This window comes from Ideonella paludis, from assembly GCF_018069865.1.
GTDB lineage: Bacteria > Pseudomonadota > Gammaproteobacteria > Burkholderiales > Burkholderiaceae_C > Ideonella > Ideonella paludis.
This window is the reverse complement of the sequence record NZ_JAGQDG010000002.1, coordinates 439,649-451,820: the sequence shown is the minus strand read 5'-3', so window position 1 is coordinate 451,820 and position 12,172 is coordinate 439,649. Positions and strand designations below refer to the sequence as shown.

Annotated in this window: 11 protein-coding genes and 1 tRNA gene; 8 read left to right on the top strand and 4 right to left on the bottom strand. The window is 61.7% G+C overall.

Translation table 11 applies throughout. The features are described 5' to 3' along the window. Nucleotides 1-38: 38 nt before the first annotated feature. Both KAK11_RS06550 and KAK11_RS06545 read left to right on the top strand, forming a co-directional pair. Nucleotides 39-974 carry a histone deacetylase family protein gene (locus KAK11_RS06550; RefSeq protein ID WP_210807447.1) on the top strand — a complete coding sequence of 312 codons (936 nt, stop codon included), beginning with the start codon at nucleotides 39-41 and terminating at the stop codon, nucleotides 972-974. A gap of 2 nt (nucleotides 975-976) precedes the next feature. Then, on the top strand, nucleotides 977-2,239 hold the full coding sequence (locus KAK11_RS06545) for a mechanosensitive ion channel family protein (protein ID WP_210807445.1): 1,263 nt from the start codon (nucleotides 977-979) through the stop codon (nucleotides 2,237-2,239). Between the two features lie 62 nt (nucleotides 2,240-2,301). Here KAK11_RS06545 and KAK11_RS06540 read toward each other — a convergent pair whose 3' ends face one another. Further along, nucleotides 2,302-3,825 carry a fumarate hydratase gene (locus KAK11_RS06540; RefSeq protein WP_210807442.1) on the bottom strand — a complete coding sequence of 508 codons (1,524 nt, stop codon included), beginning with the start codon at nucleotides 3,823-3,825 and terminating at the stop codon, nucleotides 2,302-2,304. A 72-nt stretch (nucleotides 3,826-3,897) separates the two neighbouring features. After that, entirely contained in the window at nucleotides 3,898-4,506 is a 609-nt protein-coding gene (locus KAK11_RS06535) for a YqhA family protein (protein ID WP_210807440.1), read from the bottom strand. A 165-nt stretch (nucleotides 4,507-4,671) separates the two neighbouring features. On the opposite strand from KAK11_RS06535, the gene acs reads away from it, so the two are divergent. Beyond that, nucleotides 4,672-6,639 carry an acetate--CoA ligase gene (acs, locus tag KAK11_RS06530; protein WP_210807438.1) on the top strand — a complete coding sequence of 656 codons (1,968 nt, stop codon included), beginning with the start codon at nucleotides 4,672-4,674 and terminating at the stop codon, nucleotides 6,637-6,639. A 91-nt stretch (nucleotides 6,640-6,730) separates the two neighbouring features. Here acs and KAK11_RS06525 read toward each other — a convergent pair whose 3' ends face one another. Next, a complete protein-coding gene (locus KAK11_RS06525) occupies nucleotides 6,731-7,027 on the bottom strand; it encodes a c-type cytochrome (protein ID WP_210807436.1) in 297 nt (98 codons plus the stop codon). Nucleotides 7,028-7,144: 117 nt separating this feature from the next. On the opposite strand from KAK11_RS06525, the gene KAK11_RS06520 reads away from it, so the two are divergent. Continuing rightward, a complete protein-coding gene (locus KAK11_RS06520) occupies nucleotides 7,145-7,423 on the top strand; it encodes a TIGR04438 family Trp-rich protein (protein WP_210807434.1) in 279 nt (92 codons plus the stop codon). A gap of 94 nt (nucleotides 7,424-7,517) precedes the next feature. On the opposite strand, the gene ilvD is transcribed toward KAK11_RS06520, so the two are convergent. Continuing rightward, a complete protein-coding gene (gene ilvD / locus KAK11_RS06515; RefSeq protein WP_210807432.1) occupies nucleotides 7,518-9,374 on the bottom strand; it encodes a dihydroxy-acid dehydratase in 1,857 nt (618 codons plus the stop codon). A gap of 113 nt (nucleotides 9,375-9,487) precedes the next feature. Here ilvD and lgt point away from each other — a divergent pair, with 113 nt between their 5' ends. From lgt to asd, 4 genes are all read left to right on the top strand, one after another. Then, complete coding sequence (gene lgt / locus KAK11_RS06510; protein ID WP_210807430.1) at nucleotides 9,488-10,306, top strand: prolipoprotein diacylglyceryl transferase; 819 nt, start codon at nucleotides 9,488-9,490, stop codon at nucleotides 10,304-10,306. Then, entirely contained in the window at nucleotides 10,303-11,013 is a 711-nt protein-coding gene (gene dnaQ, locus KAK11_RS06505; protein WP_210807428.1) for a DNA polymerase III subunit epsilon, read from the top strand. The genes lgt and dnaQ overlap by 4 nt, the downstream gene beginning before the upstream one ends. A 37-nt stretch (nucleotides 11,014-11,050) precedes the next feature. Continuing rightward, nucleotides 11,051-11,125, top strand: a tRNA-Val gene (locus tag KAK11_RS06500). 95 nt (nucleotides 11,126-11,220) lie between these two features. Beyond that, the gene (asd, locus tag KAK11_RS06495; RefSeq protein WP_210807426.1) at nucleotides 11,221-12,069 is read left to right on the top strand and encodes an archaetidylserine decarboxylase; all 849 of its coding nucleotides are present in this window, start codon (nucleotides 11,221-11,223) and stop codon (nucleotides 12,067-12,069) included. The last annotated feature ends 103 nt before the right edge of the window (nucleotides 12,070-12,172 follow it).

Genomic DNA, 12,172 nt, shown 5'->3' with positions numbered 1-12,172 from the left:
AAAAGACACACAGGCCGGCGGACCCGGCCATTCTTGACATGACGACGGCATATTTCTCGCATCCTGACTGCCGCGCCCACGACATGGGCGCCGGACACCCCGAGTGCCCCCAACGCTTGGACGCCATCGAAGACCACCTTTTGGCCACTGGCCTGGACGTAGCGCTGACCCGCATGGACGCGCCGCTGGTGGCCCACAGCGACCTGATGCTGGCTCACACCGAGGGCTATCTGACCGAGTTGAACGAGTTCATGCAGCAGGCGGCCGAGACGGGAGAGCACCGCGCCCTGGACCCCGACACCACCGTCTGCCCGCACACCTGGCGTGCCGCCTTGCGTGCGGCAGGGGCCGCCGTAGCGGCCACCGACGCCGTGATTGACGGCCGGGCCGAGAACGCCTTTTGCGCCATCCGACCGCCCGGCCACCATGCCACACGTAACGAAACCATGGGGTTTTGCTTTTTCAACAATGTGGCGGTGGCCGCGCGGCATGCCTTGGATGTGCGGGGCCTGAGCCGCGTGGCCATCATCGACTTTGATGTGCACCACGGCAATGGCACCGAGGACATCGTGGCCGGCGATGAGCGCATCTTGATGGTCAGCTTTTTCCAAGACAAGCTCTACCCCTACAGTGGCGGCGTGCCCAAGGGCGAGAACATGCTGAACTTGCCCATCCCGCCCTACACGCGCGGGGCGGAGATTCGCGAGCTGATCGAGGCTAACTGGATGCCTCGCCTGAACGATTTCAAGCCGGAGATGATTTTCATCTCGGCCGGGTTTGATGCCCACCGCGAAGACGACTTGGGGCAGCTCGGGCTGGTGGAGGCCGACTACGAGTGGATCACCCGCCGCTTGGTGGACGTGGCGCGCACGCACAGCCAAAAGCGCATCGTGTCTTGCTTGGAGGGTGGCTATGCGCTGAGCGCACTGGGCCGCAGTGTGGCGGCGCACCTGCGTGCCCTGGCAGACGTTTGAGCATGGGTGAGCATTTCTTGCCAGGCGTGGACCTGGGTGCGGTGCTGGGCACTTTGCGCCAGCCGAGTGCGTGGATAGAGCTGGGCGTGGCCTTGAGCTGCCTGGGCCTGTCTTGGGTGGTGGTGCGGCTGATGCGGGGCGCTCAGGCGCCCGAGCGCTCGATCTGGTTTGGCCGCAAGATTGTGGATGGCGTGCTCTTTCCGGTGATGGCGCTGGTGTTGGCCTATGCGGCCAAGCGTTTGCTGATCGCCTTGGCCGTGCCGGTGGCGGTCTTCAAGATCGTGCTGCCGGTGCTGATCTCCTTTGCCATCATCCGGCTCTCGGTGCGGGTGCTGCATGCCGCCTTTCCAGAGTCGAAGTTGGTGAAAGTTGCCGAGCGCACCATCTCTTGGATCGCATGGCTGGCCATGGTGGCTTGGATCACCGGCATCTTGCCGTTGCTGCTGGAGGAGTTGGACCAGATCCACTGGAAGCTCGGTGGCAGCAATGTCTCCATGCGCACGCTGCTCGAAGGCGCGTTGTCGGCGGGCTTTGTCTTGGTGCTGGTGCTGTGGGTCTCCGCCGCGGTGGAAGACCGCTTGCTGCGCGGGGCCACCGGTGAGCAGCTCTCGCTGCGCAAAGTGGCCGCCAATGCGGTGCGCGCGGTGCTGGTGTTCTTGGGCTTGCTGCTGGCCTTGTCGGCCGTGGGCATCGATCTGACCGCGCTCTCCGTGCTGGGCGGTGCCATCGGTGTGGGCCTGGGCTTCGGGCTACAAAAGCTGGCGGCCAACTATGTGTCGGGCTTTGTGATCTTGGCCGAGCGCAGCTTGCGCATTGGTGACATGGTCAAGGTCGACAATTTTGAGGGCCGCATCACCGACATCGCCACCCGCTACACCGTGATTCGCGCCCTGAACGGCCGCGAGGCCATCGTGCCCAATGAGATGCTGATCACGCAGCGGGTCGAGAACTCCTCTTTGGCGGACCCTCGCGTGCTGGTCTCAACCCTGGTGCAGGTGGGCTATGGCACTGATCTGGACACCTGCATGCCCGCACTCATTGGGGTCGTGGCTAGCGTACCGCGGGTGATGAGTGAGCCCGGACCGGTGGTGCAGTTGTCCAACTTTGCGGCCGACGGCTTGGAGCTGACCATCAATTTCTGGATCTTGGACCCCGAGAACGGGCAGGGTGGCGTGCGCTCTGATGTGAACCTGGCGATCTGGAAGTACCTCAAGGCGCAAGGCATTGAAGTGCCATACCCACAGCGCGTGGTGCACCAAGCCTGAGGCTGCGGCGCAGATACAAAAATGCCCTGCAGTTGCAGGGCATTGTCTTGTCAGCGCAGGGCTTACGCCGTCACGACGGGGATCTTGCCGATCTTGGCTTGCCACTCCTTGGGGCCGGTGATGTGGGCGCTAGTGCCGCCGGCATCCACGGCCACGGTGACGGGCATGTCCACCACATCAAATTCGTAGATGGCCTCCATGCCCAGGTCCGCAAAGCCCACCACCTTGGCGGCCTTGATGGCCTTGGACACCAGGTAGGCGCTGCCACCCACCGCCATCAGGTAGGCGCTTTGGTTGTCCTTGATGGCGTCGATGGCGACCTGGCCACGCTCGGCCTTGCCCACCATCGCAATCAGGCCGGTTTTCTCCAGCATCATGCGGGTGAACTTGTCCATGCGGGTGGCGGTGGTGGGGCCCGCGGGGCCGACCACTTCCTCGCGCACCGGGTCCACGGGGCCGACGTAATAGATCACGCGGTTGGTAAAGTCCACCGGCAGGGTTTCGCCCTTGGCCAGCATGTCCTGAATGCGCTTGTGCGCGGCATCGCGGCCGGTCAGCATCTTGCCGTTGAGCAGCAGGGTATCGCCGGGCTTCCAACTGGCCACTTCGGCCTTGGTCAGGGCGTTCAGGTCCACGCGCTTGGACTTGTTGTAGTCCGGCGCCCAGTTCACATCGGGCCAGAGGTCCAGGCTGGGTGGGTCCATGAAGGCGGGGCCTGAGCCATCCAGCACAAAGTGGCCGTGGCGGGTGGCCGCGCAGTTGGGGATCATGGCGATGGGCTTGGAGGCCGCATGTGTGGGGAAGGTCTTGATCTTCACGTCCAGCACGGTGGTCAGGCCGCCCAAGCCTTGAGCACCAATGCCCAGGGCATTGACCTTTTCGTACAGCTCGATGCGCAGCTCTTCGAGCTTGTTCTGCGGGCCGCGGGCCAGCAGTTCATACATGTCAATGTCGTCCATCAAGGACTCTTTGGCCAGCAGGGCCGCCTTCTCGGCTGTACCGCCCACGCCAATGCCCAAGATGCCAGGCGGGCACCAGCCCGCACCCATGGTGGGCACGGTCTTCAGCACCCAGTCAACGATGTTGTCGCTGGGGTTGAGCATATAGACCTTGGATTTGTTCTCCGAGCCACCGCCCTTGGCCGCGACGATCACATCGACAGTGTTGCCGGGCACCACCTCCATGAACACCACGGCCGGGGTGTTGTCGCGGGTGTTCTTGCGCTCAAAGATGGGGTCAGAGAGCACCGAGGCGCGCAGCTTGTTGTCCGGGTTGTTATAGCCCTGACGCACGCCTTCGTTGACGGCGTCTTGGATGGAGCCTGTAAAGCCCTCCCACTTCACGTCCATGCCGATCTTCATGAAGACGTTGACGATGCCGGTGTCTTGGCAGATGGGGCGCTTGCCCTCTGCGCACATGCGGCTGTTGGTCAAGATTTGCGCAATGGCGTCTTTGGCGGCGGCACTTTCCTCGCGCTCATAAGCGCGGGCCAAGTGGGCGATGTAGTCGGCCGGGTGGTAGTAGCTGATGTACTGCAGGGCGGCGGCGACGGATTCGATCAGGTCGGCCTGGCGGATGATGGTCATGAATCGGGTCTCCGTGGAGGGGCTGGTTCGTGATCTTGGGCCAGCAGGCTTTCACCATGCTGGCGAAGACGTTCAATGCGAGTGCGCTTGTGGAGGGTGAAGCAGCCGGTCAGTGGCGGCAATGGCCAGCGCAGAGAGCAAGAAGACGACATGGATCACTGTCTGCGAAATCAGGACCCTGTCTTCGTAGGCGCCGGCATTGATGAAGGTCTTGAGCAAATGGATGGAGCTGATGCCAATGATGGCCGTGGCCAGCTTGACCTTCAACACCGAGGCGTTGACATGGTCCAGCCACTCGGGCTGGTCGGGATGTCCATCGAGGTTCATGCGCGACACAAAGGTCTCATAGCCACCCACGATCACCATGATCAGCAGGTTGGAAATCATCACCACATCGATCAAGCCCAGCACCACCAGCATGATGATGGTTTCGTTCAATCCGGACAGCACGGTACCGGCTTCGACTTTGTAGCCAATGCTGGTGACCAAGACCGAAAGCGCCTGCTTATCGCCAAATGCGGCCTCAATCAGGTGGGTGAGCTCCAGCCAAAAGTGGAAGACATATACGATCTGAGCAAGTATCAAGCCGATATACAGCGGCAATTGCAGCCAACGGCTCGCAAAAATGATCCTGGGCAGTGGCGGAAGTGGTTTGTGGGAGGTGGGGTGTTGTGGGTTCATATGAGTTTTTTGGGGCGCAGCGTCCGCAGCCATTTTAGGTGGCTTGCGGGGGATCAAGGCCGCCCGCCCAGGTGAGTAAGGCCTTCGTCAGACGCTGGCGACACATTAAGCACCGTACGCACCGCACGGGTGCCATGCATCAAACCAGCCTCCAGGAGACAACACATGAGCGACGATCTCAAGGTTTACAACCCCAATCCGGCAGCTGCGGCTGCGGCGCACATCAACGGCATGGCCGCCTACGAGGCCCTGTGCAAGGAAGCCGAAACGGACTATGAAGGGTTCTGGGGCCGTCTGGCCAAAGAATTGATCACCTGGAAGAAGCCTTTCACCAAGGTGCTCAACGAATCTGAAGCACCGTTTTTCAAGTGGTTTGAGGACGGCACGCTGAATGCCTCCTACAACTGCCTGGACCGCAATATCGAGCGCGGCTTGGGCGACAAGACCGCCATCATCTTTGAAGCCGACGGTGGCGAAGTCACCAAGGTCACCTACAAAGAACTGCTGGCCAAGACCTGCCAGATCGCCAATGGCCTGAAAGCCCAGGGCGTGAAGAAGGGTGACCGCGTGGTCATCTACATCGCCATGTCCATCGACGGCGTGGCCGCCATGCAGGCTTGCGCCCGTATCGGTGCGACCCACTCGGTGGTGTTCGGTGGCTTCTCCGCCCAGTCTCTGCGTGACCGCATTGAAGACACCGGCGCCAAGGCCATCATCACGGCCGACTGCCAAGTGCGCGGCGGCAAGCAATTGCCCCTGAAGGCCATCGTGGACGAAGCCCTGACCCTGGGCGGCTGCGACTCTATTCAAAAGGTGTTGGTGGTCAAGCGCGGCGACGTGGCTGTCACCATGAAGGACGGCCGCGATGTCTGGATGGCCGATGTGGTCAGCGGCCAGTCGACCGAGTGCGAGCCGGAGTGGGTGGAAGCCGAGCATCCGCTGTTCTTGCTCTACACCTCGGGCTCCACCGGCAAGCCCAAGGGCGTGCAGCACAGCACCGGCGGCTACTTGCTGCATGCAGCGCTGACCACCAAATGGACCTTCGATCTGAAGCAAGACGATGTGTTCTGGTGCACGGCCGACATCGGCTGGGTCACGGGCCACACCTACATCACCTATGGCCCGCTGGCCCTGGGTGGCACCGAGATCGTGTTTGAAGGCGTGCCCACCTACCCGGATGCTGGCCGCTTCTGGAAGATGATCCAAGACAATAAGGTCTCGATCTTCTACACCGCACCGACAGCGATCCGCTCCTTGATCAAGGCCGCTGAAGCCAACGATGCTGTGCATCCCAAGAGCTTCAACCTCAGCAGCCTGCGCATCTTGGGTTCGGTGGGCGAGCCCATCAACCCCGCTGCTTGGGAGTGGTACCACCAGCATGTGGGCGGCGGCCGCTGCCCCATCGTGGACACCTTCTGGCAGACCGAGACCGGCGGCCACATGATCACGCCGTTGCCCGGCGCCACGCCGCTGATCCCGGGCTCCTGCACGCTGCCCTTCCCGGGTATCCAGGCCGCCATCGTGGACGAAACCGGCAAGGACGTGCCTTGGGGTCAAGGTGGTATCTTGGTGGTCAAGCGTCCTTGGCCGTCCATGATCCGCACCATCTGGGGTGACCCAGAGCGCTTCAAGAAGTCCTACTACCCTGAAGACTTCAAGGGCAAGTACTACCTTGCTGGCGACGGCGCGATCCGTGACGAGAAGACCGGCTACTTCACCATCACCGGCCGTATTGACGACGTGCTGAACGTGTCGGGCCACCGCATGGGCACGATGGAAATCGAATCGGCTTTGGTGAGCTGCACCGAGCTGGTGGCAGAAGCCGCTGTGGTCGGCCGCCCAGACGACACCACCGGCGAGGCCATCTGCGCCTTCGTGGTGCTCAAGCGCAGCCGCCCCACCGGCGACGAAGCCAAGCAGATCGCCAAGATCTTGCGCGACCACGTGGGCAAGGAGATCGGCCCGATTGCCAAGCCCAAGGACATCCGCTTTGGTGACAACCTGCCCAAGACGCGCTCGGGCAAGATCATGCGCCGCCTGCTGCGCTCGATCGCCAAGGGTGAAGCGATCACCCAAGACACTTCGACCCTGGAAAACCCAGCCATCCTGGATCAATTGTCTGAAAACAATTGATTGAGGCAGCGCTGCAGCGCTGTGGCCCACCGTGAGGTGGGCCCATAAAAAAGCCCCGCGATTGCGGGGCTTTTTGCTGAGGGGCGTCAGATCACTTGACCGACAACACCCAAGTGGCCAATTGCTTGGCTTCGTCAGCAGTGACTTGGTTGGCGGGCATAGGGACTTGACCCCAAGCGCCCACGCCACCCTTTTGAATTTTTTCGGCCAGCATGGCCACGGCGTTCTTGTCCTTGGCGTACTTGGCAGCCACGTCCTTGTAGGCCGGGCCCACCAGCTTCTTGTCGACGGCATGGCAGGCCATGCAGTTCTTCTTGGCGGCCAGGTCGGCATTGGCAAACGCCGGAGAAACAGCGGTTACAACCAGCAAAGAGAGCAGTGCTTTCATCGGTATTTCTTCCTATAGGACGGGTTGGGGATGATTTACATTGGGACAACGGATTCTATTGAGTTCGGTTGACCCCTTGTTTGCGAATTGGCATTCATTGATCGGACATTTTTAGCCATGCTCTTCGTCGTTGCCGGTATCGCCTTTATCGCTATGCACTTCCTCGGTGTTGGCGCGCCAGCGCGCTGGAATTGGGAAGTGTTTGGTGACCTCTGGAAGTTCCTGAGCCCATTTTTGCTGGCGCTGGCGTGGTGGCACTGGAAGGACGCCACAGGGCGAACGGGCAAAGAGGAAATGGATCGAGATGCTGAGCGCAAGGCCGAACGGCATCGCAAGACCGTCGAGTCCTTGGGCTTGGGCAACCGGCGTGGTGATGCATCGACCAAGGACCGCTGAAGCATTCCGCAGCCATTGCGCTGGCCAGGGTCACAGCACATCAAAAAAAGGGAGCGTCTGCTCCCTTTTTTGCGTCGACAGGCGGCCGCGGTGCTCAGTCGAGCTGAGACAAATCTCGAACAGCGCCCTTGTCGGCGGACATGGCCAGCTTGGCATAGGCCTTGAGCGCGGCAGAGACTTTGCGCTGCCGTGGTTGCGCGGGCTTCCAGCCCTTGGCGTCTTGCTCGGCGCGGCGCTGTTGCAACTCTTCGTCGCTGAGCAGCACGTCAATGCGGCGCTGCGGGATGTCGATGCGAATGCGGTCGCCATTGCGCACCAAGCCAATGGCGCCACCGGCTGCGGCTTCGGGTGAGCAGTGGCCGATCGACAGGCCCGAGGTGCCGCCCGAGAAGCGTCCATCCGTCAATAAAGCGCAGGCTTTGCCCAGTCCCTTAGATTTAATGTAAGAGGTGGGGTAAAGCATTTCTTGCATGCCTGGACCGCCCTTGGGGCCTTCATAGCGCACTATGACCACATCACCGGCTTTCACCTGGTCGTTCAAGATGTTGGCAACGGCCTCGTCTTGAGATTCGGTCACATGGGCGGGGCCTTCAAACACCAGCAGGCTGTCATCGACGCCTGCGGTTTTGACCACACAGCCTTGCAAGGCGATGTTGCCGGTCAGCACCGCCAAGCCGCCTTCCTTGGAGAAGGCATTCTCGAAGGAGCGGATGCAGCCTTCTGCGCGGTCCAAGTCCAGGCTTGGCCAGCGTGAGGCTTGGCTGAAAGCCACTTGGGTGGGGATGCCAGCGGGGCCGGCCATGTAAAAGGTCTTGACCGCATCACTCGGCGCGCGAGCAACGTCCCACTGGTCCAGCGCGTCCTTCATGGTCTTGCTGTGGACGGTGGGCACATCGGTGTGCAGCTTGCCGGCTCGGTCGAGCTCACCGAGGATGGCCATGATGCCGCCGGCACGGTGCACGTCTTCAATGTGGTACTTGTTGGTGTTGGGGGCGACCTTACACAACTGCGGCACCACGCGCGAGAGTCGGTCAATGTCGGCCATGGTGAAGTCGATCTCGGCCTCTTGAGCAATGGCCAAGAGGTGCAAGATGGTGTTGGTGGAGCCGCCCATGGCGATGTCCAAGGTGATGGCGTTCTCAAAGGCCTTGAAGCCCATAGAGCGCGGCAGCACGCTGGCATCGTCCTGCTCGTAATAGCGCTGGCACAGCTCAACGGCCAGACGGCCGGCCTTCTTGAAGAGTTGCTCTCGGTCGGCGTGGGTGGCCACCACCGTGCCGTTGCCGGGCAGCGAAAGACCCAGAGCCTCTGTCAGGCAGTTCATGGAGTTGGCGGTGAACATGCCAGAGCAAGACCCGCAGGTGGGGCAAGCCGAGCGCTCGACCTCTGCCAAGTCGGCGTCACTGACCTTGCTGTCCGCCGCCATCACCATGGCGTCGATCAGGTCCAGCTTTTTGATCTCGATGGTCTGGGTCTGGGGGTTGGCCAGGCGCACCTTGCCCGCTTCCATGGGGCCGCCGGACACAAACACCGCAGGGATGTTCAAGCGCATGGCAGCCATCAACATGCCCGGGGTGATCTTGTCGCAATTGGAGATGCACACCAGCGCGTCGGCGCAGTGGGCATTGACCATGTACTCCACACTGTCCGCGATCAACTCGCGGCTGGGCAGTGAATACAACATGCCGTCGTGCCCCATGGCGATGCCATCGTCCACGGCAATGGTGTTGAACTCTTTGGCCACGCCGCCTGCGGCCTCAATCTCGCGGGCCACCAATTGGCCCAGGTCTTTGAGGTGCACATGGCCGGGCACGAACTGGGTAAAGGAATTGGCGATGGCGATGATGGGCTTGTCGAAGTCGCCATCCTTCATGCCGGTGGCGCGCCACAGAGAGCGGGCACCCGCCATATTGCGGCCAGCGGTGGAGGTTTTGGAGCGGTAGGCAGGCATGAGGCTTCCTGGGACTGAACAGTAGGACTGGGGTTTGTTGCCCTTGATTTTCGCCCATGCGTGATCGTTCTGCGAGGCAAAGGGACAACAGCCTGCGCTTATCATGCCGCCCCATGCTTATACACCCGCAATTCAACCCGGTCGCGCTGGATCTGACAGGCCTGGGCCTGCCGATCCAGGTGCACTGGTACGGCATCACCTATTTGGTCGCTTTTGGGCTGTTCCTGTGGCTCGCTAACCTGAGGGTGCGTCAGCCGTGGTATGCCAACGCGGGGTGGACGCGCCGCGATACCGAAGACCTGTTGTTCTTCGGTGTGATGGGCGTGGTGCTGGGGGGGCGGCTGGGCTATGTGCTGTTCTACAAGCCGGAGTACTACCTGCAACATCCACTGGAGGTGTTGGCGGTGTGGAAGGGCGGCATGGCGTTTCACGGTGGGCTGTTGGGCGTGGTGGTGGCCATGGCCTTGTTTGCCCACCTGCGCAAGCGCTCGTTTTGGCAAGTCACCGATTTGATCGCGCCGTGCGTCCCCACAGGTTTGGCAAGCGGCCGCGTTGGTAACTTCATCAATGGTGAGTTGTGGGGCCGGGCGGCGGACCCGTCCTTGCCTTGGGCCATGGTGTTTCCGCAAGCCCAAGATGGGGTGGCTAGGCACCCCTCGCAGGTCTACCAGTTCTTGCTGGAGGGCATGCTGTTGTTTGCGGTGCTGTGGTGGTTCGGCAAGAAGGAGAGGCCGCTCGGTCAAGTCTCGGCATTGTTCCTCTTGGGCTACGGGGCCACACGCTTTGTGGCCGAGTATTTCCGCGAGCCCGATGGCTTCTTGGGCCTGGGTGCCTTGGGCTTGAGCCGTGGCCAGTGGTTGTGTGTGCCGATGTTGGTGGCCGGGGCGGCCCTGTGGTGGTGGAGCGCGCGTCGCGCCAAGGTGCAGGCATGAGACAGATTTTTCTGGACACGGAGACGACAGGCCTGTCGCCCGAGAGTGGCGATAGGGTGATTGAGATCGGCTGCGTGGAGATGGTCAACCGCCGCTTGACCGGCCACAACCTGCACCTCTATCTGAACCCTGAGCGCAAGAACAGCGAAGACGCCGTGCGCATCCACGGCCTGACGGATGAGTTCTTGGCGGATAAGCCCGTCTTTGCGGCGGTGGCGGCCGAGTTCATGGCCTATATCGCAGGTGCCGATGTGGTGATCCACAACGCGGCCTTCGACGTGGGCTTCTTGAATGCGGAACTGCGCCGCGTTGGCGCCCCCCCCTTTGCGCAACAGGTGGCCAGCGTCACTGACAGCCTGCTGATGGCGCGCGAGATGTTCCCGGGCAAGGCGAACTCCTTGGACGCTTTGTGCAAGCGCCTGGAGGTGGATAACTCGAATCGTGCGTTGCACGGCGCCTTGCTGGACGCAGGCTTGCTGGCCGAGGTCTACATCCGCCTGACCCGGGGTCAAAAGACCTTGGTGATTGATGCCGGGGAGGAGTCGTCGGGTGGGCCGCAGCTCGAAGTCGCGGCCATCGACTTCAGTGCGTTCACCTTGCCGGTGCTGGATGCGAGCCCTGAAGAACAGGCTGCGCACGAGGCTGTTTTGAAGGATTTGGATAAATCGAGCGGCGGAAAGACACTGTGGCGAAATCTTGTGGCATAATCCAAGGCTTCCCGGAACGCAGCTTCCACTGAATACCGGGCGGTTAGCTCAGCGGTAGAGCACTGCCTTCACACGGCAGGGGTCGCAGGTTCGAACCCTGCACCGCCCACCAACACTAAAGCACCTCGCAGTTTCTGCCGGGTGCTTTTTTGTTGTCCCTGTCACGCGTCACTTGTCATTGCCTCTGAAGGCCTTTGAGGTTCAGTCATGAATGATCGTCTTGCCGTATTGCCTCAATACCTGCTGCCCAAGCAGGCGCTGACCGAATGGGCGGGCCGTTTTGCCTCGGTGCCAAGGGGGGCGTTGACCACCCGCGTGATTGAGCGCTTCATTCGCCGCTATGGCGTGAACATGGCCGAGGCCGCTCATCCCGAGCCCAGCCACTACAAGACCTTTAACGACTTCTTCACCCGCGAGTTGCGCACCGGGGCGCGCCCCTTGGCGCAGGCTGATTTGATTTGCCCGGTCGATGGGGCCATCAGCCAATTCGGTGCCGTGGTGGAGTCGCAGATTTTCCAGGCCAAAGGGCATCACTACAGTGCTGAAGCCTTGTTGGGAGGCGATGCGCAAGAGGCCGCCCGTTATGCGGACGGCCACTTTGCCACCATCTACCTGAGCCCCAAGGATTACCACCGCATTCACATGCCCTGCGACGGTGAACTGCGTCGCATGACCTATGTGCCGGGGGCGCTGTTTTCGGTGAACCCGACCACTGCCCGTGGTGTGCCAGGGCTGTTTGCACGCAACGAGCGGGTGGTCTGCTTGTTCGACGGACCGAAGGGGCCCTTCGTGCTGGTGTTGGTGGGCGCGACCATTGTGGGCAGCATGGCGACGGCCTGGCATGGCGTGGTCAACCCGCCGCGCTTGGGTGCCCTCAAGACCTGGGACTATGCGCCGGGTCAAGTGAGCTTGAAGCAGGGGGCGGAGATGGGGCGCTTCTTGTTGGGCTCGACCGTGGTCTTGTTGTTCCCGAAATCGGGCTTGGCCTTCAACACGGCTTGGGCGCCCACCGCGCCAGTGCGCATGGGCGAGGCCATGGGGCAGTTTCGCGGCTGACCGGCCTTGTGCCTGCTGCCTCATCTTGAGGCACTGCGTTCTTTCCCCTGTCATGACAAGCACTTGGCACATCGCCCAAGGGCTTGTCCACAGGCTTGTTCAG

Bases quoted from the DNA above. Each gene is read 5' to 3' on its own strand.
- acs (WP_210807438.1), top strand. From the start codon at position 4,672: ATGAGCGACGATCTCAAGGTTTACAACCCCAATCCGGCAGCTGCGGCT.
- asd (WP_210807426.1), top strand. From the start codon at position 11,221: ATGAATGATCGTCTTGCCGTATTGCCTCAATACCTGCTGCCCAAGCAG.
- KAK11_RS06550 (WP_210807447.1), top strand. From the start codon at position 39: ATGACGACGGCATATTTCTCGCATCCTGACTGCCGCGCCCACGACATG.
- KAK11_RS06525 (WP_210807436.1), bottom strand. From the start codon at position 7,027: ATGAAAGCACTGCTCTCTTTGCTGGTTGTAACCGCTGTTTCTCCGGCG.
- dnaQ (WP_210807428.1), top strand. From the start codon at position 10,303: ATGAGACAGATTTTTCTGGACACGGAGACGACAGGCCTGTCGCCCGAG.
- KAK11_RS06520 (WP_210807434.1), top strand. From the start codon at position 7,145: ATGCTCTTCGTCGTTGCCGGTATCGCCTTTATCGCTATGCACTTCCTC.
- KAK11_RS06545 (WP_210807445.1), top strand. From the start codon at position 977: ATGGGTGAGCATTTCTTGCCAGGCGTGGACCTGGGTGCGGTGCTGGGC.
- KAK11_RS06540 (WP_210807442.1), bottom strand. From the start codon at position 3,825: ATGACCATCATCCGCCAGGCCGACCTGATCGAATCCGTCGCCGCCGCC.
- lgt (WP_210807430.1), top strand. From the start codon at position 9,488: ATGCTTATACACCCGCAATTCAACCCGGTCGCGCTGGATCTGACAGGC.
- ilvD (WP_210807432.1), bottom strand. From the start codon at position 9,374: ATGCCTGCCTACCGCTCCAAAACCTCCACCGCTGGCCGCAATATGGCG.
- KAK11_RS06535 (WP_210807440.1), bottom strand. From the start codon at position 4,506: ATGAACCCACAACACCCCACCTCCCACAAACCACTTCCGCCACTGCCC.